Origin of the sequence: Micromonospora humi, from assembly GCF_900090105.1 — a bacterium.
Classification (GTDB): Bacteria; Actinomycetota; Actinomycetes; order Mycobacteriales; family Micromonosporaceae; genus Micromonospora; species Micromonospora humi.
Window position 1 is genome coordinate 323,464 of the sequence record NZ_FMDM01000007.1, and the last position, 22,930, is coordinate 346,393.

A 22,930-nucleotide genomic window follows, 5' to 3' on the forward strand; every position below is an offset into this window, starting at 1 on the left:
GTGGACGTGGACCGCGGGCCCGGTGACCGGCGGCGGTGGCTCCTCGACGGGCTGTTCGCCACGGCGCTGCTGGCGATCGGGCTGGCCGGCACCGCGCCGGCCGGGCTGAACCAGGGCGTGCACGCCGGGCCGGTCGCCTACCCGCCGGTGGTGGTGGCGGCGCTCGCGTTGGCGGTACGCCGGCGCTGGCCGCTGCCCACCCTGGCGGTGGTGGTCGCGGCGACCACCGGGTACCTGATGCTCGGCCAGCCGTACGGTCCGATCCTGCTGTCGTTCTTCGTCGCGGTCTACACGGTGGCCGCGCACCTGCCGGTCCGGACCGCGGCGGTGGCCGGCGCGGTCGCGCTGGCGGCGCTGGCGCTGTACGTCTTCGCCGGCGTGCGACCGCCCGGCGCGGTCGGTCTCATGCCGGTGGCCGCCTGGGTGGTGGTGCCGTTCGCGGTCGGGGTCACCGTGCGGCTGAGCCGGGAGGCCGCCGCCCGGAGCCGGAGCGACGAGGCGCGCCGGCTGGCCGACGCGGAGCGGCTGCGGGTGGCCCGGGAGGTGCACGACGTGGTGGGCCACGGGCTCGCCGCGATCCACCTCCAAGCCGAGGTCGCGCTGCACCTGCTGGCCCGCCGGCCCGAGCAGGCCGAGGCGGCGCTCACCGCGATCAGCCGCACCAGCAAGGAGGCGCTGGACGAGTTGCGGGTCACGCTCACCGTGGTGCGCCGCGAGGAGACGACCGACGGGCGCGCGCCGGTGCCGGGGCTGGCGCAGCTCGGGCACCTGCGCGAACGGCTGGCCGGCGCCGGGGTGCCGGTCACCGTCGAGACCACCGGGGAACCGCGTCCGCTGCCGGTGGCGGTGGACCTGGCCGCCTACCGGGTGGCGCAGGAGGCGCTGACGAACGTGCTGCGCCACGCCGGCCCGGCCACCGCCGCGGTCCGCGTCGGGTACGCGCCGGGCGAGGTCACCGTCGAGGTCACCGACACCGGCCGGGGCCGGCCCGCCCCGGCGGACCGGACCGCCGGCTCCGGCCTGGCCGGCATGCGCGAACGGGTCACCGCGCTCGGCGGTACGTTCGACGCCGGCCCGGCCGTGTCCGGCGGTTTCCGGGTGCACGCCACGCTGCCCACGGGGGAGGCCACATGATCCGGGTGCTGCTCGCCGACGACCAGGACCTGGTCCGGATCGGGCTGCGGGCGCTGGTGGAGAGCGAGGACGACCTGACCGTCGTCGGGGAGGCCGCGGACGGGCTCGCGGCGGTGGCGGTGGCCCGCCGGGAACGCCCGGACGTGGTGCTGATGGACGTGCGGATGCCCGGTGTGGACGGCATCGAGGCGACCCGCCGGATCGTCGGCGACCCGGCGCTGGCCGGCACCCGGGTGGTGGTGCTGACCACGTTCGAGCTGGACGAGTACGTCTTCGACGCGCTGCGGCACGGCGCCAGCGGCTTCCTCACCAAGGACACCCGGCCGGTGGAGCTGCTGCGGGCGATCCGACTGGTCGCGGAGGGGGAGGCGTTGCTGTCCCCGTCGGTGACCCGCCGGGTGGTCCGGGAGTTCGCCACCCGGCCGGCCCGGGTGCCGCGCCCGCATCCCCGGCTGGACGCGCTGACCGACCGGGAACGGGAGGTGGTGGGCCTGGTCGGGGAGGGGTTGAGCAACGCCGAGATCGCCGAGCGGTTGGTGGTCAGCCCGGCGACCGCGCGTACCCATGTCAGCCGGGCCATGGTCAAGCTCGGCGCCCGGGACCGGGCGCAGCTGGTGGTCTTCGCCTACCAGTCGGGGCTGGTCGTCTCCTGATGCTCCGGCCGGGTCGGAGCGGGGGTACGGGCGGCGGGCTACCCTAACGGTGGGCTGGACAGCCGGCCCGGCCGCTGTGCCCGCCGATAACGACAAACGGGATGTTCGCGTGTTTGACACCTTGAGTGACCGCCTGTCCGGGATCTTCACCAAGCTCCGCGGCAAGGGTCGGCTCACCGACGCCGACATCGACGCCACCGCGCGCGAGATCCGGATGGCGCTGCTGGAGGCCGACGTCGCCCTGCCGGTGGTCAAGGGCTTCATCGCGAACGTCAAGGAGCGGGCCCGCGGCTCCGAGGTCTCCGAGGCGCTCAACCCGGCCCAGCAGATCATCAAGATCGTCAACGACGAGCTGATCAACGTTCTCGGTGGCGAGGGCCGGCGGCTCCAGTTCGCCAAGAACCCGCCGACGGTGATCATGCTGGCCGGCCTCCAGGGCTCCGGCAAGACCACGCTCGCCGGCAAGCTGGCCCGCTGGCTCAAGGGCCAGGGCCACCAGCCGCTGCTGGTCGCCGCCGACCTCCAGCGCCCCAACGCCGTCGGGCAGCTCCAGGTGCTCGGTGGCCGGGCCGGCGTCGAGGTGTACGCCCCGGCGCCCGGCAACGGCGTCGGCGACCCGGTGCAGGTCGCCCGCGACTCGATCGAGCACGCCAAGCGGGCCGCCCGCGACATCGTCATCGTGGACACCGCCGGCCGTCTCGGCATCGACGCCGAGATGATGCAACAGGCCGCGAACATCCGCGACGCGGTCCAGCCCGACGAGGTCATCTTCGTCATCGACGCGATGGTCGGCCAGGACGCGGTCCGCACCGCCGAGGCGTTCCGTGACGGCGTCGGCATCACCGGCGTGGTCCTCTCCAAGCTCGACGGCGACGCCCGCGGCGGCGCCGCGCTCTCCGTCCGCGAGGTCACCGGCCAGCCGATCCTGTTCGCCTCCACCGGCGAGAAGCTGGAGGACTTCGACGTCTTCCACCCCGACCGGATGGCCAGCCGGATCCTCGGCATGGGCGACGTCCTCACCCTGATCGAGCAGGCCGAGGCGGCCTTCGACGCCGATCAGAAGGAGAAGATGACCGCCAAGCTGATGGGCGGGGAGACCTTCACGCTGGAGGACTTCCTCGATCAGCTCATCGCGGTCCGGCGGATGGGTCCGATCGCCAACGTGCTGGCCATGATGCCCGGCATGGGGCAGATGAAGGACCAGATCGCCGAGCTGGACGACAAGCACTTCGACCGGGTCACCGCGATCATCCGCTCGATGACCCCGGCCGAGCGCACCACCCCGAAGATCATCAACGGCTCCCGCCGGGCCCGCATCGCCAGCGGCTCCGGGGTCACCGTGATGGACGTCAACCAGCTGCTCAACCGCTTCGCCGACGCGCAGAAGATGATGAAGCAGATGGGCGGCATGATGGGCCTGCCCGGTGGCGGCCGGCGCAAGGCGACCAAGTCGCCGAAGAACAAGCGCAAGGGCACCAAGGGTGGCGGTCGGCCGCGCACCGGAGCCGGCGCGGCGGGCGGATTCCCCGGCGGCATGCCGCAGCTCCCGCCGGGCCTGGACCCGGGCGACCTGGCCGGCGGCCAGGGCCTGCCGCCCGGCTTCAAGCTGCCGAAGATCGACTTCAACAAGCTCGGCAAGGGCGGCGACAAGGGCCCGCGCTGACGCGTGTCGGTGACGGTGGGCGACGTCATCCTCTCCTAGGGTGATGTCGCCCCCTGGAAGGAGATGTCAATGACCGCGGCCCCGATCCTGCCGGAGCGGCACGAGTGGACGGTCGACGACCTGGGCGACCTGCCCAAGGACCTTCCGTACGAACTGATCAACGGAAGGTTGATCGTGCCGTCCCCCACTGCCCTGCACCAGGACCTGTGTGTCCGCCTGCTGCTCGCGCTCGAGGTCAACTGCCCGCCGGAGTTCCTGGTGAGCATCGACCTGTCCATGCGGGTCGACCGTCGCAACGAGCCGCGCCCGGACGTGGTGGTGATCCGGCGCAAGCACGCCGGCCGGTCGCCGGTCCCGGTCGAGGACGCGCTGCTCGCCGTCGAGGTCGTGTCGCCGACGTCACACTTCCGCGACCTCTACGACAAGGCGAGGGTCTACGCCCGCGCCGGCGTCGCCTCCTACTGGGTGGTGGACCCGCAGCACGAGCGGATCGCGCTCACCGAATACACGCTGGGCGGCGGCACCCGCGAGTACGAGCAGGTGACCCACACCGAGGATCTGTTCGTCACGGAGCGGCCGTGGAAGGTCTCGGTCGACCTGCCGGCGCTGACCGCGCGTCGCAACGACCTGCTGGCCGGCGAGGACGGGTGATCGGGTAGGACTGTGCACATGGCTCTGCATGTGCGCGGTGTGTTCCTCCCCGACGACGAGGTCCGGGACGCCTGGCTGGTCGGCGACCGGGTCACCTTCGAACCGGTGCCGGGCGCCGAGACGGTGGCCGACGGCGGTTTCGTGCTGCCCGGCCTGACCGACGCGCACTGCCACATCGGCATCGCCCGGGGTGGCGCCCCGATCACCTCGCTCGACCAGGCCCGCGAGCTGGCCCGGATCGACCGGGACGCCGGCGTGCTGGCGATCCGCGACGCCGGCTCGCCCTACCCGTACCCCGAGTTGGAGGACGAGCCGGACCTGCCGCGACTGGCCCGCGCGGGCCGGCACGTCGCGCCGCCCAAGCGCTATTTGCGCGACATCGGCGTGGAGGTCGGCGCGGCGGAGGTGGCCGCGACGGTGGCCGCGCAGGCCGCGGCCGGCAACGGCTGGGTCAAGCTGGTCGGCGACTGGATCGACCGGGGCGTGGGCGACCTGGCACCGGCCTGGGACCCCGACACCATGACCGCGGCGGTCGCCGCCGCGCACGCCGCCGGGGTACGCGCCGCGGTGCACACGTTCTCCGAGTCGGCCGTGGAGATCATGGTGCGGGCCGGGGTGGACTCGGTGGAGCACGGCACCGGGCTGAGCCTCGACCTGATCGACCTGATGGCCCGGCGGGGCACCGCGCTGGTCCCCACCATGATCAACATCCGGACCTTCGGCCACATCGCGGAGCAGGCCCGGGCGAAGTTCCCCGGGTACGCCGACCACATGCTGGCCCTGCGCGACCGCTTCCCCGAGGTGGTCCGGGCGGCCCACGAGGCGGGCGTGCCGATCTACGTGGGCACCGACGCCGGCGGCGGCATCGACCACGGGCTCGCGGCCGAGGAGATGCTGCTGCTGCACGAGCAGGCCGGGATGGCCGCCGAGGACGTGCTCGCCGCCGCCTCCTGGCGGGCCCGTGAGTGGCTCGGCTTCCCCGGCCTGGTCGAGGGGGGCCTCGCCGACCTGGTGGTCTATCCCGACGACCCGCGCCGGGACCTGCGGGTGGTGCGGACGCCCAGCCGGATCGTGCTGCGCGGCCGGGTGGTCCGCTGACCCGGGGCGTCCGGCGTGACTCGGCGCGGCCCTGGTCGCTCGGTGCCGCCCCGGGTGGGCCCGTGCGGCGCGGTGCGGTGTGCGGGGCGGCCGGGCGCCCGCGCGGTGCCTCAGCGCGGCGCGGCGGCGGCGAGGAAGAGGTGCACGGCCAGGTCGGCCAGCTTGCCGGCGGTCTCGTCCACCGGGGCGCCGGGCAGCACGATGTGGCTCACCACCAGGCGGACGATGCTGTCCGCCGCGAAGGCCAGCGCCGCCGGGTCGGCGTCGGGCAGGTGGCGCCCCGCCCACTCCAGCAGCGCGGCTGTCGACTCGGCGAGGACCAGGTCGGCGCGGGTGGTCAGGTAGGGCAGCAGCTCGTCCGAGCCGCCCCGGGCGCTGGTCAGGATCGCCTTGACCAGCGGATTGTCGGCGGCCGAGGCGAGCGTGCGGCGGATCGCCGCGGACGCGGCGGCGTGGACGTCGGCGCCGTGCTCGGCCAGCGCGGCGCGGACCTCGCCGACGAACCGGTCCACCTCGTGCCGGGCGAGCGCCTCGGCCAGGCCCGCCTTGGTGCCGAACTCGTTGTAGAGCGTCTGCCGGCTCACCCCGGCGGCCTCGGCCACCGCACCCATCCGGACGCCGTCCCAGCCGCCGGCCACGGTCTGCGCCCGGGCGGCCTCGACGATCGCGTCCCGTGCCTCACCCATCGCCGTCGAAGTCTACGGCCGACCGGGGCGACACGGCGCGGGCCGGCTCCCCGGCGCAGCGGCGGTCCACGCGGCGCATAGGATGTGCGGTCATGGCACGCGTGCTCACTCCCCGTGCGGAGGACTTTCCCCGCTGGTACCAGGACCTGATCGCCAAGGCGAAGCTGGCCGACAACGGCCCGGTTCGGGGCACCATGGTCATCCGACCGGCCGGCTACGCCATCTGGGAGCGGATGCAGGCCGAGATGGACGCCCGGATCAAGGCGGCCGGGGCGGAGAACGCGTACTTCCCGCTGTTCATCCCGGAGAGCTACCTCAAGCGCGAGGCCGAGCACGTCGAGGGCTTCTCGCCGGAGCTGGCCGTGGTCACCCACGGCGGCGGCAAGCAGCTCGCCGAGCCGGTGGTGGTGCGCCCCACCAGCGAGACGGTGATCGGCGAGTTCATGGCCAAGTGGATCGACTCCTACCGGGACCTGCCGCTGCTGCTCAACCAGTGGGCGAACGTGGTCCGCTGGGAGCTGCGCCCGCGGATCTTCCTGCGTACCAGCGAGTTCCTCTGGCAGGAGGGGCACACCGCGCACGCCACCCGGGACGACGCCCGGGCCTACGCCCGGCGGATCCTGCACGAGGCGTACGAGGACCTGATGGTCAACGTGCTGGGCATCCCGGTGGTGGTCGGCCTGAAGACCGCCCGGGAGCGCTTCGCCGGCGCCACCGCCACCTACACGTGCGAGGGCATGATGGGCGACGGCAAGGCGCTGCAGATGGGCACCAGCCACGAGCTGGGCCAGAACTTCGCCAAGGCGTTCGACATCAGCTACTCCTCCGCCGAGGGCGGCCGGGAGCACGCGTGGACCACCTCCTGGGGCACCTCGACCCGGATGCTCGGCGGTCTGATCATGTGCCACGGCGACGACAACGGGCTGCGGGTGCCGCCGAAGCTGGCGCCGGTCCAGGCGTACGTGATGGTCGTCAAGGACGGCGAGGGCGTGAGCGAGGCCGCGGCCAAGCTCCGCGACGCGCTGCGCGACGCCGGTGTCCGGGTGGCGCTGGACGACCGGACCGACACCGCGTTCGGCCGCCGCGCGGTCGACGCCGAGCTGCGCGGCTACCCGGTCCGCGTCGAGGTCGGCCCGCGCGACCTGGCCACCGGCAACGCGGTGGTGGTCCGGCGTACGGACGGCTCGAAGGCACCCACGCCGGTGGCCGACGTGGTCGGCGCGGTGCTGGCCGCGCTGGACGCCGACCAGCGGGCGCTGCACGACCAGGCGCTGGAGTTCCGTCGGTCCCGCACCGTCGAGGTGTCGACGCTGGCCGAGGCGATCGAGGCGACCGCCACCGGCTGGGCGATGGTGCCCTGGTCGGCGGTCGGCGTGCCCGGTGAGGCCGAGGCGAACGCGCAGGGCGTGACGGTCCGCTGCCTGCTGCGCGCCGACGGCTCGGTGCCGGACACCGAGGACGAGCCCGACCTCGTGGCCATCCTGGCCCGCGCCTACTGAGGTGTAAGGAAGGGCCCCCGCTTAACGCATTCGGTAGAGGCGGGGGCCCCTGTTAACGAGCCAGGGATGGTGAGCGTGCGCTTCGAACCCGGCCGGCTGGTCCTGCACCGCAACGTGCGGCACGGGCGGATCGGGTGGGTCCGGTCGGCTCGCGTCGTCTCCGACGACGAGCGCGGGCTGCTGCTCTGGGTGGCCCGGGGCGCGCCGGCGGGGCATGAGGTGAACGCGGCCGGGCTCGGCATGCGGGCGGTGTCGTTCGCCGAGTGGGTCAGCCCGTCGTACACGGTCGCGCTCGGCACCTGGAACGGGCCGCCGGTGTTGAAGTTCCTGCCCGTCGGGGCCGCCCACTCGGTGTGGTGGTTCCGGAACGAGGAGGGCCGGTTCCAGAACTGGTACGTCAACCTGGAGGAGCCCGGCGTCCGGTGGGACGACGGCGCGGTGGCCGGGGTCGACATCGTGGACCAGGATCTCGACGTGGTGGTCCACCCGGACCTGAGCTGGGAGTGGAAGGACGAGGACGAGTTCGTCGAGCGGCTCGCCTTCCCGGAGCACTACTGGGTGACCGACGACAAGGCGGTACGCGCCGAGGGGGAGCGGGTGATCCGGATCGCCGAGGCGGGCGCGTTCCCCTTCGACGGGACCTGGTGTGACTTCACCCCGCCGGACGAGTGGGATGTACCGGACAAACTGCCGCCCGGGTGGGACCGGCCGTCGGCGCGCTGAGCGGTGTCGTTCGTCACCTTCCCGGCCGTCCGGGGCGCGCGGTGCGGGTCCGGTGCGAGCGTTCCGGTCGGGATCTGGCAGAATGGACCGCTGGTATCCGGCGCGCGTCCGGCGCCCTCTAACCCGGGCGCGTCGCCAGTTCACCGAGCAGTCTCCGGCCCAAACCCCACTGTGCCGGTCGGCGCTCACCCGCCACACCGCCCGCAACGGGCCGGTGAGATCGCAACAGGAGCGAAACAACTGTGGCCGTAAAGATCCGGCTCCTGCGGATGGGCAAGATCCGCAACCCGCAGTACCGCATCGTCATCGCCGACTCGCGCACCAAGCGTGACGGTCGCGCGATCGAGTTCGTCGGTGTGTACCAGCCGAAGGAAGACCCTTCGGTGATCGAGGTCAAGTCGGAGCGGGTCCAGTACTGGCTGTCGGTCGGCGCGCAGCCGAGCGAGGCCGTGCAGCGCCTGCTCGAGCTGACCGGTGACTGGCAGAAGTTCAAGGGCCTGCCCGCCCCGCCGCCGCTGAAGGTCGCCCCGGAGCGGGCCGACCGCAAGGCGGCGTACGAGGCCGAGGCGAAGGCCGCGGCCGGCGTGGCGGACACCCCCGCGAAGCCGGCCAAGAAGGCCGCCAAGGCGGAGGCCCCGAAGGCGGAGGCCGAGGCGCCGAAGGCGGAGGAGCCCAAGGCCGAGGAGCCCAAGGCCGAGGCGCAGACCGGCGCCGAGTCCGGTGAGCAGGCCTGACATGGCACTGCGTCCCGCCCTGGAGCACCTGGTCAAGGGAATCGTCGACCACCCGGACGACGTCCGGGTGCGGATGGTCGATTCCCGCCGGGGCAAGCGGCTCGAGGTCCGCGTGCACCCGGAGGACCTCGGCACGGTGATCGGGCGGTCCGGCCGGACCGCCAAGGCGCTGCGCCAGGTGATCGGCTCCATCGGCGGACGTGGAGTGCGCGTCGACATCGTCGACTCGTACTGATGCTTCTCGTCGTCGGCCGGATCGGCAAGCCGCACGGCATCCGCGGTGAGGTCACCGTGGAGGTGCGCACCGATGAGCCCGAAGCACGGTTCGCCCCCGGTTCGGTGCTGGTCACCGAGCCGGGGGTGGTCCCGGCCGAACCCGGCGCCTGGCGGGTGCCGCCGACGCTGACCGTGGAGTCGGCGCGTTGGCACCAGGGCCGGCTGCTTGTCGCGTTCGAGGGCGTGCGGGGTCGCGACGTCGCCGAGGCGTTGCGCAACACGCTGGTCGGCGTGGACAGCGCCGACGTCGACGCGCCGGAGGACCCGGAGGAGTTCCACGACCACCAGTTGGTCGGGCTCGCCGTGGTCACCCCCGCCGGGGAGCGGATCGGCGAGGTGGACCGCATCGACCACGCCCCCGCCTCCGACCTGCTGGTGGTGCGGCGTCCCGAGGGGCGCACCGCGCTCGTCCCGTTCGTCAAGGCGATCGTGCCCGAGGTGGATCTCGCCGGCGGTCGCGTCGTCGTCGACCCGCCCGCCGGTCTGCTCGACCTGTAGCCGGCTGGAGCCACCCGCATGCGCGTCGACATCGTGTCGATCTTCCCGGAGTACTTCGCCCCGCTGGACCTGTCGCTGATCGGCAAGGCCCGCGCGAACGGGCTGCTGCGGCTGGCCGTACACGATCTGCGGACCTGGACCCACGACGTGCACCGCACGGTCGACGACACGCCCTACGGCGGCGGCCCGGGGATGGTCATGCGGCCGGAGCCGTGGGGTGAGGCGCTCGACGCGCTGGCCCCCGACGAGCTGAGCCCGGACGGGCACACGCTGCCCCGCCTGCTGGTGCCGTCGCCGGCCGGGGTCCCGTTCACCCAGGCGATGGCGCACGAGCTGGCCGCCGAGTCGCACCTGCTCTTCGCCTGCGGCCGGTACGAGGGCATCGACCAGCGGGTGCTCGAGCACGCCGCGACGCGGATGCCGGTGACCGAGGTCTCCCTCGGCGACTACGTGCTCTTCGGCGGCGAGGTGGCCGTGCTGGTCGTCCTGGAGGCGGTCACCCGGCTGCTGCCCGGGGTGCTGGGCAACGCCGGCTCGCTGGACGAGGAGTCGCACGCGCACGGGCTGCTGGAGGCGCCGCTCTACACCAAGCCGGCGACCTGGCGCGGGCTCGACGTGCCCGAGGTGCTCCGCTCGGGCGACCACGGCCGGATCGCCCGCTGGCGGCGCGACGAGGCGCTGCGGCGGACGGCGGACCGCCGGCCCGACATGGTCGGCGCGCTGTCCCCGGAGAGCCTGGACTCCCGCGACCGGGCGGCGCTGGACCAGGGCGGATTTCCCTCGCCGCCGGAGCATGTGGCAAAGTAGAGGGGTTGCCGCTTCCGTCCACGCCGTGGGCGGCTGCGAGGACTCCCGACCCGGGGCCGGCGACGCCGGCCACCATCCGGGGGTCAGAATCACCCGTTCGCGCACCGACTGACGGTGCGCCGTGAGCCTCACGAGGACGCAGCGATGAACATCCTGGACGCCCTTGACGCCCAGTCGAAGCGTGCCGACCTGCCCGACTTCCGTGCCGGTGACACCGTCAAGGTGCACGCGCGAGTCGTCGAGGGCAGCCGGTCCCGGGTCCAGATCTTCCAGGGCGTCGTCATCCGTCGCCAGGGTGACGGCCTGCGCGAGACCTTCTCGGTCCGCAAGATCAGCTTCGGTGTCGGCGTGGAGCGGACCTACCCGCTGAACAGCCCGGGCATCGACCGGATCGAGATCGTGACCCGCGGTGACGTGCGCCGCGCCAAGCTCTACTACCTGCGCGAGCTGCGCGGCAAGAAGGCCAAGATCAAGGAGCTGCGGGAGAAGCAGCCGGCGAACTGAGCTTTCGTTCGCCACGCCGCCCGGGCTGCGCGGATGTCGTATCGACCAGATCGCATTACCCTGGTCGGTACGGGCGCAGCCGGACGGCACGAAGCGGTCCACTGCCGCCCGTGGGGCCTCCGCGAGGAGACTCCCGGGCGGTAGTGTCGTTTCCGCGGACCGGAGAGTGGCATGGTGCAGATGCTTGACGAGGACGGCACCGCCGATCCCTGGCGCCGGCGAGCCCGGCGCTCCCGGCGGCAGATGCCGCTCTGGCAGGAGTTGCCGCTGCTGCTCGTGGTGGCGTTCTGCCTGGCGGTGCTGATCCGCACGTTCCTGCTCCAGGCCTTCTTCATCCCCTCCGGGTCGATGGAGAACACCCTGCTCATCGGCGACCGGGTGCTGGTCAACAAGGTCGTCTACGACATGCGCGACCCGGTCCGTGGCGAGGTCGTGGTGTTCCGGGGCACCGACCGCTGGGTGGCCCAGGAGGCGCCGGCCCCGCCGACAAACATGGCCGGCAAGGTCGGCCGTACCCTCGGCGACCTGGTCGGGGTCGGGCGCCCCGGCGAGAAGGACTTCATCAAGCGGGTCATCGGGGTGCCCGGCGACAAGGTCTGGTGCTGCGACAAGGGCCGGGTGGTGGTGAACGGCACGCCGCTGCAGGAGCAGGAGTACGTCTCCGAGGACTCCCCGGTCGAGTTGCCGCCCAACCCGAAGGAGTGCCGGTCCCGGCAGTTCACCGAGGTGGTGGTCCCGCCGGGGCAGATCTTCGTGATGGGCGACCACCGGCTGGTGTCACAGGACGCCCGGTGCCAGGGGCCGGTGCCGATCGACAACGTCATCGGCCGCGCCTTCATGATCGTCTGGCCGTCGCAGCGGTGGACCAGTCTGCCCGTACCGAAGACCTTCACGGACCTGCCCCGCCCGGACGCCGCGCCGGCCCGACCGGCCCCGGTCGACCCCGACCCGGTGGGCGGAGTCGTCCTGATTCTCCCGGTCGCGGCTACGCTGACTGTTCTCGCGGGTTCGGGGCGACCGCGCCGCACCCGGGGACGTAGGCTCCTCCCGTGATTGACGAGCAGACCGAAAAGCCGCGCAGCTCCTTCTGGAAGGAACTGCCCATCCTCCTGGGTGTGGCGATCCTGGTCGCAGTGCTGGTTCGTGCCTTCGTGCTGCAGACCTTCTTCATCCCGTCGCCGTCCATGGAGAACACGCTCAAGATCGACGATCGGGTGCTGGTCAACAAGCTGGTCTACGACTTCCGCTCGCCGCACCGCGGCGAGGTGATCGTCTTCAAGGCGCCCACCGAGTGGAGCGGCAACCCCAACGGCGAGGACTTCATCAAGCGGGTGATCGGCGTCGGCGGCGACCACGTGGTCTGCTGCGACCGGGCCGGCGGCCAGGAACGGCTGATCATCAACGGCAAGCCGATCGACGAGCCGTTCATCTTCCCCGGCAACAAGCCGGCCGACCAGGATTTCGACGTCACCGTGCCGGCGGGCCGGCTGTGGGTGATGGGTGACCACCGGGAGGCCTCCGGCGACTCGCTGGAGCACTGGCAGCAGTCCGGCGAGGACATCAACGAGGCGACCATTCCGGAGGGCGAGGTCGTCGGCCGGGCCTTCACCATCTTCTGGCCGTTCAACCGGGCCACCTGGCTCACCGTGCCCAAGCAGTTCGACGGCATCCCGAATCCCTGAGTCGTCGGGACGGCGTGGTCGTTCGTCGGTGGCGTCTGGCAGGCTGGTGCGGTGACCGTCTACACCCCTCGACGCGCGGCCCGGGTGCTGCTGGTCGACGCGTCCGGCCGGGTGCTGCTGTTCCGCGGCAGTGATCCGGCCCGGCCGGGGCACCGATACTGGTTCACCCCGGGCGGCGGGCTCGACCCGGGGGAGAGCCCGGCCGAGTGCGCGGCGCGGGAGCTGGCCGAGGAGACCGGCCTGCGGCTGACTCCGGCCGAGTTGGGCGCACCGGTCTGGTCCGAGACGATCGAGTTTCCGTTCGACGGTGTCTGGTACCGCCAGGAGCAGGAGTTCTTCCTGGCCCGGGTGCCCGGCTGGGAGGTCGACACCGCCGGCTTCAACGCGGTCGAGCGGGCCACCGTGCACGGGCACCGCTGGTGGACGGCGGCCGAGTTGGCCGACACCGCCGAGCGCTACTACCCGCCGGACCTGCCCGCCCGTCTCGACCGGGCGCTCGCCGGGAGCGGCCCGTGCTGACCCCGCCGCGCACCGTGGTGCGCCGCGACGGCGGCCTCTACGCGCTGGAACGGGCCCTGCAACGCCGGGGCTTCCGCCAGGTGGCGGGCGCCGACGAGGCCGGCCGGGGGGCGTGCGCGGGGCCGCTGGTGGCCGCCGCCGCGATCCTGCCCGAGGGGCGGCGCGGCGAGATCGACGAGCTGGCCGACTCCAAGCTGCTCACGCCGGCGGCCCGGGAGCGGGTCTACCACGAGGTGGTGGCCCGGGCCCTGGCGTACGCCGTGGTGATCATCCCGGCCGAGGAGGTCGACGCGCGGGGGTTGCACGTGTGCAACCTCGCCGCGATGCGCCGGGCGCTCGCCTCGCTCGCCACCCGCCCCGACTACGTGCTGACCGACGGCTTCGGCGTGGACGGGCTCGACGTGCCGGGGCTGGCGGTCTGGAAGGGCGACCGGGTGGCCGCCTGCGTCGCGGCCGCGAGCGTGCTCGCCAAGGTCACCCGGGACCGGATCATGGTGGACCTGGACGGGCGGTTCCCGGGCTACGGCTTCGCCGAGCACAAGGGCTACATCACCGCCGAGCACAGCGCCGCGCTGCGCGAGCTGGGGCCCTGCCGGGAACACCGCTTCTCGTACGTGAACGTGGCCGCCGCCTCCGGGCGCGACGGACGGCCGCCCCGCGCCCGGAGGCCGGTGGGACGGGCGGAGCCGGCGCTCTTCGGGCGGCCGGACGAGCCGATGGAGCACTCCGGCGCGCCAGGGGGTACCGTCGGCGTGGCGTTGGGCGAGCAGCCGCGACCTCCGGCGTCGGTGGGGGAAGATGTGGTCATGAAAGGCGGAGTGCGATGAGCGCGGAAGATCTCGAGAAGTACGAGACCGAGATGGAGCTGCAGCTCTACCGGGAGTACCGCGACATTGTCCGCCAGTTCTCCTACGTGGTGGAGACCGAGCGCCGCTTCTACCTGGCCAATCAGGTGGACCTGCACGTCCGCAACTCCGACGGCGAGGTCTACTTCGAGGTCGAGATGCATGATGCCTGGGTGTGGGACATGTACCGCCCCGCCCGTTTCGTCAAGAACGTCCGGGTAATGACGTTCAAGGACGTCAATGTGGAAGAGCTCGAAAAGCCCGACATCTCGCTTCCCGCAGATTCCGGTTTCGGCGGCTGAGCGCGACCGGCCCGCACGGCTCGCCGCCGGCGGCGGATCACTCCGCCGGCACCACCACCGCGACGCGCTGCACCAGGTTGTTCGCGAACCCGCCCCGGTTCCACGGCTGCTCGACCGGCTGGCTTCGCCCCGAGGCGTCCGTCGCCCGGGCCCCCAGCACCCACCGCCCCGGCTTCGCCGTCCACGCCACCGACCATCGGCGCCACCCCCAACCGTCCCCGGTCGACTCGTCCAGGCTCGCCGGCACCCACGAACCGCCGCCGTCGAAGGTCACCTCGACCGACGTCACCGGCCCGTAGCCGGACCAGGCCCGACCGTCCACCGTGCACGGGCCGGGTCGCAGCACCCGGGTGCGGGACATGAAGTCCGGAAAACCCGGCGGGCGCACCAGGGCGCGCGGCTCGATCCGGGTCACCGGCACACCGGGGTCGTCGGCGTCGGCCCGCAGCCGGTAGGCGACCGCGTTCTGGTAGCCCTCGAACGGCTCGGTCGTCACGTGCACGTCCCGCAACCACTTGACGTGCGCCATGCCGTACCAGCCCGGCACGATCAGCCGCAGCGGGGCGCCGTGCTGCGGCAGCAGCGGAGCGCCGTTCATCTCGTACGCCAGCAGCACCTCCTCGCGCAGCGCGTCGGCCACCGGCAGCGCCCGCTGGTAGTCCTGCTCGACACCGCGCTCCACCCCGTGGTCCGCGCCGGTGAAGACCACGTCCACCGCGTCGTCGGACAGGCCGGCCTCGCGCAGCAGCGGGGCCAGCGGGGTGCCCGTCCACTCGGCGTTCCCCACCGCCTCCACCAGCCAGGGCTGGCTCACCGGGCGCGGGTGCAGCAACGCCCGGCCGTTGCCGGCACATTCCAACGTGACCTGACGGGTGACCCGGGGCCGCGCCCGCAGCGCCGCCAGGTCCAGCCGGAGCGGACGCGCCACGGCCCCGGACACGGTCAGCGTGTGCGCGTCCGGGTCGACGTCCGGGATGTCGTAGTGGATGAGCAGGTAGTGCAGGCCCGCCGGGGTCACGTCGTAGCGCAACGCCTCCAGCGGGATGCCGTGGTTGCGCGCGGCGAGCTGAAGCTCCTCGACGCTGATCGCCTCGTCCGGCCCGGCCACCCGGGAGGGCCGGCTGACGTCGTCCACCGTGGTCATCGCTGCTCCAACACGTCGTAACCGACGAACGCGAACATTCGCGCGCCCGGCGCCAGCGGTCGGGGCGGGCCGGTGAACCGGTGCGCGCCGACGCCCACCCCGTCGGCGGGGCTGTTCACCGCGACCGGCACGAAGCCCTCCTCGGCGAACCAGTCGCAGATGGTGGGCACCAGGTCCGGCTCGCGACGGTGCCGGGTCCACAGCACGGTGCCGCCGGTGGCGCAGAGCGACGCGCAGTGCCGCACCGTCGACCGGATGTCGTCGTCGGTGATGTTGCCGAAGATGCCGCACACGAGCACCAGGTCCGCCGGCGCCAGGTCGGCGTACCGATCGGTCACCGCCGCGTCGCCGGTCACCACCTCCACGCCGGTCAGCCCCGCCTCCGCGACGGCGCGGCGGGCCAGCTCGGTGTTGCGCGGATCCAGCTCGACCAGGCGGGCGGTCACCTCGCCACCGCGCGGATGGGCGGCGAGCACGGGGATCAGGTCGCGGCCCTGACCCGCGCAGAGGCTGATCGCGCGCAGCGGGCCGGGCGGCGCCGCGTCCAACGCCTCGGCGATCTGCCGCCGCACCTCGACGAGCCGCCGGGACAGCGCGGAGTCGGGTTGGTCGTAGTCACGGTGCCAGTCCAGCCAGTCCTTCGCCACGCGGTCAGCATAGGCGGCCCGGCCCTAGCAGATCCGTCCCGATTTCGAGGGCGGTCCACAACCGGCCGTTGTCCACAGTGTCGCTCCCCGGCGGGTATCCCGGCTCGGGCGTGCCCGGCAGAGTGCGCGGCATGAGGTTTCCGACCCGCCCGGTTCTGCTCCCGATCCTGCTCGTCGTGCCGACCCTGTCCGCCGAACCGGGCGCGCCGCCGGCCGGCTCCTCGTCGTCCGCGGGTCCGTCGTCGTCCGCGGGTCCGGCGTCGTCCGCGGGTCCGGCGCCGGACGGGGCGCTGCCGCCCGCCGCCGGGACGGCGGCACGCTTCCGGTGGCCGCTGCTCGGCCCGCCCCGGCCGGCGCGGCGGTTCGACCCGCCAGCGGCGCCCTGGCTACCCGGGCACCGGGGCGTGGACCTGGTGGCCGAGCCGGGTGCCGAGGTCCGGGCCGCGGGCGCCGGAACGGTCCTCTTCGCCGGCGTGGTGGCCGGACGGCCGGTGGTCACCGTCGGGCACGGCGACGGGCTGCGCACCACCTACGAACCGGTCCGGCCCGGGCTGGCGGCCGGCGACCGGGTCGACGCCGGCACCCCGATCGGCGACCTGCTCCCCGGGCATCCCGGCTGCGCCGCCGCGGCGTGCCTGCACTGGGGGCTGCGGCGCGGCGACGCCTACCTGGACCCCCTCGCCCTGCTCGGGCTGGGCCGGATCCGTCTGCTCCCGCTCGACCCGGCCGGTTCCTGAACCGGCACCCGCGTCGCTCAGCGTCGGGCGAGCAACGTGGGCAGCCGCACGGCCAGCCGGTCGTACTCTTCCGGGGTGTTGTAGACCTGGCCGCACAGCCGCAGGTAGCCGCGCCCGTTCCAACCGGCGACCGACACCTCCGCGGCGAGCCGGTCGGCGATCTCGGCCCGCAACGCCCGGGCGGCGTCCAACGTCGTCGCGACACCCGGCGGCAGCGGCACGAGCCGCATGGCGACCGCCGGTCCGCCGGGCGCCGGCAACCGCTCCGGCGCCACCCCCAACGCGTCCCCGACGACCCGTTGCCCGTACGCGGCCAGCGCCGCGTTGTGCGCGCGGACCCGGTCCACGCCGAGGCTGCGCAGGACGAACAGGCCGACCGGGGCGGCCAGCCAGCCGGTGTAGTCGAGGGTGGCCTGCCACTCGACCCGGGTGGGAAACCCGCTGCCCTGCTCCCACGAGACGACGAGCGGCTGGATCCGCTCCCGCCACGGCTCCGCCACCACAAGCGCGGCGGTACCCCGTGGCGCGTACGCCCACTTGTGCAGGTTGCCGACCCAGAAGTCGGCGCCCACCGAGGCCACCGAGGCCGGCAGCATGCCCGGCGCGTGCGCCGCGTCCACCAGCACCGGCACGCCCCGTTCCCGCGCCACCGCCACGAGCGCCGCCGCCGGGAACAGCCGGGCGGTCGGCGAGGTGAGCTGGTCGACGATCAGCAGCCGGGTCCGCCCCGGGCGCAGCCCGGCCCGGACGATCTCGACCACCTCCTCGTCGGTGGCCGTCAACGGCACGGTCACGGTGCGGGACACCGCCCCGGTCCGCTCGCACTCCCGGGCCACCGACAGGGCGACCGCGCCGTAGCCGTGGTCGGTGGTGAGCACCTCGTCGCCGGGGCGCAGCGCGAGCGACTGCAACACCACGGCGGCACCGGCGGTGACGTTGCCGACGAGGGCGGTGCCGTCGGGATCGGCGCCGAGGAAGGCGGCCAGGTGCCGCCGGGCGTGGGTGATCCGGTCGACCAGGCCCTGGGTGAAGAACCGCAGCGGGTTCGACTCCATCTCGTCGCGCAGGCGCTGCTGGGCGCGCTGCACGGCGACGGGTACGGCGCCGAACGAGCCGTGGTTGAGATGGCTGACGGACGGGTCGAGGGAGAAGAGCAGCCGAGCCCCGGGGATCGGCTCGGGCGGCGGCGGCACCGGCATCCGTCGATCCTAGCCCGCCGTGGATCATCGCCTGGCCGCTTCGGTCAGGCCCGCGGATGCGCCTGCCGGTAGGCCGCCCGTAGCCGCTCGACCGAGACGTGCGTGTAGATCTGGGTGCTGGCGAGCGACGAGTGCCCCAGCAGCTCCTGGACGGCGCGTAGGTCCGCCCCGCCTTCGAGCAGGTGGGTGGCGGCGGAGTGCCGCAGCCCGTGCGGCGTCACCCGCGGTACCCCGGCGGCACCGGCCCACCCGGCCACGATCCGTCGTGCGGTGGTCGGGTTGAGCCGCCCGCCCCGGGCGCCGAGCAGCAGCGCGCGGCCCGCACCCGGCGCCACCAGGGCCGGCCGGCCGGTGTGGAGCCACGCGTCGAGCGCCCGCTGCGCCGGGACCCCGAAGGGCACCGCCCGTTCCCGCCCACCCTTGCCCAGCACGCGCACCACCCGACGGGCCTGGTCGACGTCCCCGACGTCCAGCCCGCAGGCCTCGCTGATCCGTACCCCGGTGCCGTAGAGCAGTTCGAGCAGCAGCCGGTCCCGCAGCAGGACCGCGTCCGGCGGCCCGTGGTCGACCGGCGTGGTGGTGGCGGTCGCGCCTGCCGTCGCGCTCGCGCCCGTCGCGCGGCCGGCCGGGGCGTCCATCAGCGCGGCTGCCTGGTCGGCGCGAAGGACGGTGGGCAGCTCCCGCCCGGCCCGCGGGCTGGCCAGCGGCGCGGCCACGTCGGCGGGGAGCAGGCCGGCCCGGTGCGCCCAGGCGCTGAACGTGCGCGCGGCGGCGGCCCGCCGGGCCATGGTCGTCCGGGCGGTCCCCATCGTCCGCTGCTTCGCCAGCCAGCTGCGCAAGACCGCGAGATCCAGCCCGGCCAGGTCGGCGCAGCCCATCCGCACCGCGTGGTCGAGCAGGGAGACGAGGTCGGTGACGTACGCCCGGACGGTGTGCGCGGAGCGGCTGCGCACCCGGACCAGGTGGTCGGCGAAGTCGTCCACCGCGTCACGCATCGGCGCCGGCAGCTCCTCGTGCGCGGCCCGGGTGCCGCGCCGTCGCTCAGCCACCGGACGCCTCCGCCCGAGCCCGACGCGTGCGGGGGTGCCGACGGAGGCGGGCGCTGTCGTCGGACACCGGTCCAGACTACGGGCGGAGCCGGTCGCCGGGGGACAGCCAGCCCGCGATCGCCGACGGCCCGGTGAGGTCCGCGAGGTTCGGCCGTCCGGTGGCGTCGTCCGCCCGCCGCGCCCGCCGCCGTCCTGGAGCCCCGGCGACCGGGTGCGTTCGTCGCTGCCGGGGCGACGAGAAACGCACCCAAACCCGACGGCCACGCGCGCCGGTGCCCGCCCACGCCGGACGGGGGTGGCCCGAGCAGCGCTGGACAGGGGAAACTCGTGTCGCGAGGAGGCGGGCGTCGGCGTCGGCCGGCCCCGCCGGCCTCGCTCGGACGAGGCGTCGCCAGGGCGGTGGCGCCGATGCGAGGAGGGACCGGGCGTGGGAGTCGATGCCGTCCTCTACCGGCGGGTGCGCGCCGGCGCCGACCGCCGCCGATCGTCGTACGTGTCGATCGAGGTCGTGGCGGACCGGCAGGACGTGCTGCTCGACCTGCTCACCCGGGTCCGGGGCGGCGGGCGCACGCCGATGCTGGACCGCGTCGAACCCCTCGGCGAGCTGACCGTGGACGCCGAGCAGGTGCCGCACCTGCTCACCGAGCTGCGTTGCCTGCTGGAGGCGGCCCGGGCGCCGCAGGAGGTCGACCAGATCCGCCGGCTGGCCCGCCTCGCGCACCGCTGCCGGGAGGGGCGCGACGTCGAGCTGCGCTTCGAAGGCGACTGACGCGACCCGGTCGGTCCGGCCCCCGACGCCGGCGGCACTCATCCGCCGTCACCGGGAGGCGGCGCGAGCGCGTAGCCGCCGTCGCGGCGTACGACCAGGGCCAACTCCTCCAGCATGGACAGCTTCCGCATCGCGGTCCGCAGGTCCACCCCGGCTCGCGCCGCCACGCTCTCCAGGTCGATCGGTCGCCGCCGGGGCAGCGCCTCCAGCACCTGGGTGGCGTCGTCGTCGAGCCGGTCCCGCGGGCGCTCCGGGGCCCGCGCGAGCGGCGCCAGGTCGTCCCCGATCCGGCCCACCTCCTCCAGCACGTGCGCGACGCCGGCGACCAGCCGGGACCGGGGCTTCTCGCGGAGCACCTCGTGCCCGCCCACGGACATCGCCGAGGTGACCGGCCCGGGCACCACCATCGCCGGCCGCCCGAGGCCGAGCGCCCGGTTGAGGGTCTGGGTGGCGCCGCTGCGCGCGGCGGCCTCGACCAGCACCGTGCCCCCGGTCGCCGCGGCGATGACCCGGTTGCGGATGAGGAACCGTGGCCGCAGCGGCTCGGCGCCCGGCATCCACTCGCTCACCAGCAGCCCGGTCTCCGCGATCCGGTCGAACAGCGCGGCGTTGCCCATCGGGTAGGGGCGGTCCAGGCCACAGGCCAGCACCGCGACGGTGCGCCCGCCCGCGGTCAACGCCCCGCGGTGCGCCGCCGAGTCGATGCCGAACGCCCCGCCGGACACCACCGTCCACTCCCGGTCGGCCAGGCCGTAGCCCAGCTCGGTGGCGACGTGCGAGCCGTAGGGGGTGGCCGCCCGGGCGCCGACCACGGCCACCGAGCGGGTCAGCGCGTCGTCGAGCGGCCAGGCGCCGCGTACCCAGAAGCAGAGCGGCGGGTCGGTCTCCACGTCGACCCGGCGGGTGGCGTCGGGCAGCACCAGGTTGCGGAGTGCGGCGACCTGCGGCGGCCACTCGTCGTCCTCCGGGGTGACCAGCCGCGCGCCGAGCCGGTCGCCGCGCGCGAGCGCCTCCGCCGCCACCGCGCGGGCGTCGCCGGTCGCCGTCCGGGCCGCCACCGCCGCCCGGAGCGCCCGCTCCGGTGCGCCCCCGGCCAGGAGCAGGTCGAGCGCGGCCACCGGGCCGAGCTGGTGGACCAGCCGGTGAACCGACCGGGTGCCCGGCTCGGCGAGCCAGGTCAGCGCGACCCGGGCCTGTCTGCGGTCGTCGACGCCGGTCACGTGCCCTCTCCCGTCCTGAGTTGGATGGCTTCTCCGATGTCGTGCTGGTCGGGCCGGTCCCGCCCGTCCAGGTCGGCGATGGTCCAGGAGAGCCGGAGGACCCGGTCGTATCCCCGCGCCGACAGCGATCCGGTGTCCAGACGGCGGCGCAGCTCCTGGGTGACCCGCGCCGGCAGGTGCCACGGTGGCCGGCGCAGGTGCGGGCCGGGGACCTCCGCGTTCACCCGGTGCCCGGTGGCGGCCCAGCGGTCGGCCGCGGCGCGGCGCGCCTCGACGACCCGGGCGGCCACCGCGGCCGAGGACTCGTGCGGCGTGCCCGTCTGCAACAGTTCGGCGGCGCGCACCGGCATCAGACCCACCTGCACGTCGACCCGGTCGAGCAGCGGCCCGGACAGCCGGCCCAGGTAGCGCCGCCGGGCCTGCGGGGTGCACTCGCAGTCGACATCGCCGGACGGCTTGGCGCAGGGGCACGGGTTCGCGGCCAGCACCAGCTGGCTGCGAGCCGGGTATTCGGTGGCGCCCCGGGTCCGGGCGACCCGGACCCGGCCGCTCTCCAGCGGCTGGCGCAGCGCCTCCAGCGCGCCCTTGCCGAACTCGGGCGCCTCGTCGAGGAAGAGCACGCCCCGGTGGGCCAGCGACACCGCGCCGGGGCGGGCCAGCCCGGAACCGCCGCCGACCAGCGCCGGCACCGTGGCGGTGTGGTGAGGTGCCTGGAACGGGGGACGGCGCAGCAGGCCGCCGCCGGGTGGGAGCAGGCCGGCGATCGAGTGCAACGCGGTCACCTCGAGGGCGGCCCCGTCGTCCAGCTCCGGCAGGATCGACGGCAGGCGCTCGGCGAGCATCGTCTTGCCGGCGCCGGGCGGGCCGAGCAACGCGAGGTGGTGACCGCCGGCGGCGGCGATCTCGAGGGCTCGGCGGCCCAGGGGCTGCCCGGCGACGTCGCTGAGGTCGGGACCGCCGGGATCGCCGGCCGGGGACTGCCCGGGCGGGACGAGCAGGGGTACGCCGTCGCGGACGTGGGCGACGAGCCGGTGCAGGGTGTCGACGGCGCGCACCCGTACGCCGGGGATGACGGCGGCCTCGGCGGCGTTGCCGGCGGGCACCACCACGCGCGGGTATCCGGCCCGGGCGGCGGCGGCGACCATGGGCAGGGTGCCGCGGACCGGCCGGACCGTGCCGTCGAGGCCGAGTTCGCCGAGGATGACGGTGGCGTCGAGGGCGACCGGCGGCAGTTCGCCGGAGCCGGCGAGCACGGCCGCGGCGATGGCGAGGTCGAACGCGGAGCCGTACTTGGGCAGGGTGGCCGGGAGCAGGTTGAGGGTGATCCGCCGGTTGGGCCACTTCTGCCCGGAGTTGACGATGGCGGCGCGGACCCGGTCACGGGCCTCGTGCAGCGCGGTGTCGGGCAGGCCGGAGATGACCACGGCGGGCAGGCCGGGTGCGAGGTCGGCCTCGACCTCGACCACGTGCCCGGCCACCCCGGCCAGGCCGACGCTGAGGATCTTGGCGTAGCCCATCTCAGAACGCGCCCCGGAGGTGCTCGACGCGGGCCTGGCCGGTGACCGGCAGCCGCACCGAGAGCACGTCGAAGCGGACCTCGTCGGCGGTGGTGCCGGTCTCGGCGAGCCACCGGGCGGCCAGGACGCGCAGCCGGCGCGCCTTCGACCGGACCACGGCCTCGGCGGGCGAGCCGTACCGCTCGGTGCGCCGCGTCTTCACCTCGCAGAAGGCGAGGACCGGGCCCTCCCAGGCGATGATGTCGATCTCCCCGTCGGGGCAGCGCCAGTTGCGCGCGATCGGGCGCAGCCCGCTCTCGATCAGGTGCCGCAGCGCGCACCGTTCGCCGTAGGCGCCGACGGCCTGGTTCCGGTTCGTCATGCCGGTGAGGATG

Annotated in this window: 27 protein-coding genes; 19 read left to right on the forward strand and 8 right to left on the reverse strand. The window is 74.3% G+C overall.

Annotated elements, in window-relative coordinates; all coding sequences use genetic code 11:
- Positions 1 to 6: 6 nt before the first annotated feature.
- The 5 genes from GA0070213_RS16455 to GA0070213_RS16475 all read left to right on the forward strand — a co-directional run bounded on the left by GA0070213_RS16455 (position 7) and on the right by GA0070213_RS16475 (position 5,199).
- The gene (locus GA0070213_RS16455; RefSeq protein ID WP_245716417.1) at positions 7 to 1,134 is read left to right on the forward strand and encodes a sensor histidine kinase; all 1,128 of its coding nucleotides are present in this window, start codon (positions 7 to 9) and stop codon (positions 1,132 to 1,134) included.
- Positions 1,131 to 1,787, forward strand: a complete 657-nt coding sequence (locus GA0070213_RS16460) for a response regulator transcription factor (protein ID WP_091064159.1) — start codon at positions 1,131 to 1,133, stop codon at positions 1,785 to 1,787. The genes GA0070213_RS16455 and GA0070213_RS16460 overlap by 4 nt, the downstream gene beginning before the upstream one ends.
- A gap of 109 nt (positions 1,788 to 1,896) precedes the next feature.
- The gene (gene ffh, locus GA0070213_RS16465; RefSeq protein WP_091064162.1) at positions 1,897 to 3,450 is read left to right on the forward strand and encodes a signal recognition particle protein; all 1,554 of its coding nucleotides are present in this window, start codon (positions 1,897 to 1,899) and stop codon (positions 3,448 to 3,450) included.
- 69 nt (positions 3,451 to 3,519) lie between these two features.
- Positions 3,520 to 4,101, forward strand: a complete 582-nt coding sequence (locus GA0070213_RS16470) for a Uma2 family endonuclease (RefSeq protein WP_091064165.1) — start codon at positions 3,520 to 3,522, stop codon at positions 4,099 to 4,101.
- Positions 4,102 to 4,119: 18 nt separating this feature from the next.
- Positions 4,120 to 5,199 carry an amidohydrolase family protein gene (locus GA0070213_RS16475; RefSeq protein ID WP_091064168.1) on the forward strand — a complete coding sequence of 360 codons (1,080 nt, stop codon included), beginning with the start codon at positions 4,120 to 4,122 and terminating at the stop codon, positions 5,197 to 5,199.
- A 110-nt stretch (positions 5,200 to 5,309) separates the two neighbouring features.
- Here the strand turns inward: GA0070213_RS16475 and GA0070213_RS16480 are convergent, their stop codons facing one another.
- Positions 5,310 to 5,885, reverse strand: coding sequence for a TetR/AcrR family transcriptional regulator (locus GA0070213_RS16480; RefSeq protein WP_091064172.1), 576 nt, complete (start codon positions 5,883 to 5,885; stop codon positions 5,310 to 5,312).
- Between the two features lie 92 nt (positions 5,886 to 5,977).
- Between GA0070213_RS16480 and proS the strand changes: the two genes are divergently transcribed.
- From proS to GA0070213_RS16540, 12 genes are all read left to right on the forward strand, one after another.
- Positions 5,978 to 7,384 carry a proline--tRNA ligase gene (gene proS / locus GA0070213_RS16485; protein WP_091064178.1) on the forward strand — a complete coding sequence of 469 codons (1,407 nt, stop codon included), beginning with the start codon at positions 5,978 to 5,980 and terminating at the stop codon, positions 7,382 to 7,384.
- Between the two features lie 75 nt (positions 7,385 to 7,459).
- Positions 7,460 to 8,107 carry a ribonuclease FAU-1 family protein gene (locus tag GA0070213_RS16490; protein WP_091064477.1) on the forward strand — a complete coding sequence of 216 codons (648 nt, stop codon included), beginning with the start codon at positions 7,460 to 7,462 and terminating at the stop codon, positions 8,105 to 8,107.
- Between the two features lie 242 nt (positions 8,108 to 8,349).
- A complete protein-coding gene (gene rpsP / locus GA0070213_RS16495; RefSeq protein ID WP_091064187.1) occupies positions 8,350 to 8,841 on the forward strand; it encodes a 30S ribosomal protein S16 in 492 nt (163 codons plus the stop codon).
- A 1-nt stretch (position 8,842) separates the two neighbouring features.
- The gene (locus GA0070213_RS16500; protein WP_013732101.1) at positions 8,843 to 9,076 is read left to right on the forward strand and encodes an RNA-binding protein; all 234 of its coding nucleotides are present in this window, start codon (positions 8,843 to 8,845) and stop codon (positions 9,074 to 9,076) included.
- Complete coding sequence (rimM, locus tag GA0070213_RS16505) at positions 9,076 to 9,615, forward strand: ribosome maturation factor RimM (RefSeq protein WP_091064189.1); 540 nt, start codon at positions 9,076 to 9,078, stop codon at positions 9,613 to 9,615. The genes GA0070213_RS16500 and rimM overlap by 1 nt, the downstream gene beginning before the upstream one ends.
- An 18-nt stretch (positions 9,616 to 9,633) precedes the next feature.
- Positions 9,634 to 10,422 (forward strand): tRNA (guanosine(37)-N1)-methyltransferase TrmD, encoded by a 789-nt coding sequence (gene trmD / locus GA0070213_RS16510; protein ID WP_091064196.1) that lies wholly within the window; start codon positions 9,634 to 9,636, stop codon positions 10,420 to 10,422.
- Between the two features lie 144 nt (positions 10,423 to 10,566).
- On the forward strand, positions 10,567 to 10,926 hold the full coding sequence (gene rplS / locus GA0070213_RS16515) for a 50S ribosomal protein L19 (RefSeq protein ID WP_091064199.1): 360 nt from the start codon (positions 10,567 to 10,569) through the stop codon (positions 10,924 to 10,926).
- A gap of 171 nt (positions 10,927 to 11,097) precedes the next feature.
- Positions 11,098 to 11,979, forward strand: a complete 882-nt coding sequence (gene lepB, locus GA0070213_RS16520) for a signal peptidase I (protein ID WP_091064201.1) — start codon at positions 11,098 to 11,100, stop codon at positions 11,977 to 11,979.
- Entirely contained in the window at positions 11,976 to 12,608 is a 633-nt protein-coding gene (gene lepB / locus GA0070213_RS16525) for a signal peptidase I (protein ID WP_091064206.1), read from the forward strand. The genes lepB (GA0070213_RS16520) and lepB (GA0070213_RS16525) overlap by 4 nt, the downstream gene beginning before the upstream one ends.
- Before the next feature lie 51 nt (positions 12,609 to 12,659).
- The gene (locus GA0070213_RS16530) at positions 12,660 to 13,127 is read left to right on the forward strand and encodes an NUDIX hydrolase (protein ID WP_091064211.1); all 468 of its coding nucleotides are present in this window, start codon (positions 12,660 to 12,662) and stop codon (positions 13,125 to 13,127) included.
- Positions 13,121 to 13,954 (forward strand): ribonuclease HII, encoded by an 834-nt coding sequence (locus GA0070213_RS16535; RefSeq protein WP_091064213.1) that lies wholly within the window; start codon positions 13,121 to 13,123, stop codon positions 13,952 to 13,954. Before GA0070213_RS16530 ends, GA0070213_RS16535 begins: the two co-directional genes overlap by 7 nt.
- Positions 13,951 to 14,274 (forward strand): DUF2469 domain-containing protein, encoded by a 324-nt coding sequence (locus GA0070213_RS16540; protein WP_007075222.1) that lies wholly within the window; start codon positions 13,951 to 13,953, stop codon positions 14,272 to 14,274. Before GA0070213_RS16535 ends, GA0070213_RS16540 begins: the two co-directional genes overlap by 4 nt.
- Positions 14,275 to 14,311: 37 nt before the next feature.
- Here the strand turns inward: GA0070213_RS16540 and GA0070213_RS16545 are convergent, their stop codons facing one another.
- Together GA0070213_RS16545 and GA0070213_RS16550 are read right to left on the reverse strand one after the other, a co-directional pair.
- Positions 14,312 to 15,418 carry a sulfite oxidase gene (locus GA0070213_RS16545; RefSeq protein WP_091064216.1) on the reverse strand — a complete coding sequence of 369 codons (1,107 nt, stop codon included), beginning with the start codon at positions 15,416 to 15,418 and terminating at the stop codon, positions 14,312 to 14,314.
- Positions 15,415 to 16,065 carry a class I SAM-dependent methyltransferase gene (locus tag GA0070213_RS16550; protein WP_091064219.1) on the reverse strand — a complete coding sequence of 217 codons (651 nt, stop codon included), beginning with the start codon at positions 16,063 to 16,065 and terminating at the stop codon, positions 15,415 to 15,417. Before GA0070213_RS16550 ends, GA0070213_RS16545 begins: the two co-directional genes overlap by 4 nt.
- Before the next feature lie 131 nt (positions 16,066 to 16,196).
- Between GA0070213_RS16550 and GA0070213_RS16555 the strand changes: the two genes are divergently transcribed.
- Complete coding sequence (locus GA0070213_RS16555) at positions 16,197 to 16,802, forward strand: M23 family metallopeptidase (RefSeq protein WP_091064223.1); 606 nt, start codon at positions 16,197 to 16,199, stop codon at positions 16,800 to 16,802.
- A gap of 17 nt (positions 16,803 to 16,819) precedes the next feature.
- Here the strand turns inward: GA0070213_RS16555 and GA0070213_RS16560 are convergent, their stop codons facing one another.
- Together GA0070213_RS16560 and GA0070213_RS16565 are read right to left on the reverse strand one after the other, a co-directional pair.
- Entirely contained in the window at positions 16,820 to 18,001 is a 1,182-nt protein-coding gene (locus GA0070213_RS16560; RefSeq protein WP_091064232.1) for an aminotransferase class V-fold PLP-dependent enzyme, read from the reverse strand.
- Positions 18,002 to 18,045: 44 nt separating this feature from the next.
- The gene (locus GA0070213_RS16565) at positions 18,046 to 18,996 is read right to left on the reverse strand and encodes a tyrosine recombinase XerC (protein ID WP_175441369.1); all 951 of its coding nucleotides are present in this window, start codon (positions 18,994 to 18,996) and stop codon (positions 18,046 to 18,048) included.
- Between the two features lie 481 nt (positions 18,997 to 19,477).
- Between GA0070213_RS16565 and GA0070213_RS16570 the strand changes: the two genes are divergently transcribed.
- On the forward strand, positions 19,478 to 19,819 hold the full coding sequence (locus GA0070213_RS16570) for a hypothetical protein (protein ID WP_091064238.1): 342 nt from the start codon (positions 19,478 to 19,480) through the stop codon (positions 19,817 to 19,819).
- Between the two features lie 38 nt (positions 19,820 to 19,857).
- Here GA0070213_RS16570 and GA0070213_RS16575 read toward each other — a convergent pair whose 3' ends face one another.
- From GA0070213_RS16575 to GA0070213_RS16585, 3 genes are read right to left on the reverse strand one after another with little or no spacing between them, the layout of a single operon-like run.
- Positions 19,858 to 21,039, reverse strand: coding sequence for a DNA-processing protein DprA (locus GA0070213_RS16575; protein ID WP_091064242.1), 1,182 nt, complete (start codon positions 21,037 to 21,039; stop codon positions 19,858 to 19,860).
- Positions 21,036 to 22,556 carry a YifB family Mg chelatase-like AAA ATPase gene (locus GA0070213_RS16580; RefSeq protein ID WP_091064247.1) on the reverse strand — a complete coding sequence of 507 codons (1,521 nt, stop codon included), beginning with the start codon at positions 22,554 to 22,556 and terminating at the stop codon, positions 21,036 to 21,038. The genes GA0070213_RS16575 and GA0070213_RS16580 overlap by 4 nt, the downstream gene beginning before the upstream one ends.
- 1 nt (position 22,557) lies before the next feature.
- On the reverse strand, positions 22,558 to 22,917 hold the full coding sequence (locus GA0070213_RS16585; protein WP_091064480.1) for a YraN family protein: 360 nt from the start codon (positions 22,915 to 22,917) through the stop codon (positions 22,558 to 22,560).
- Positions 22,918 to 22,930: the final 13 nt, after the last annotated feature.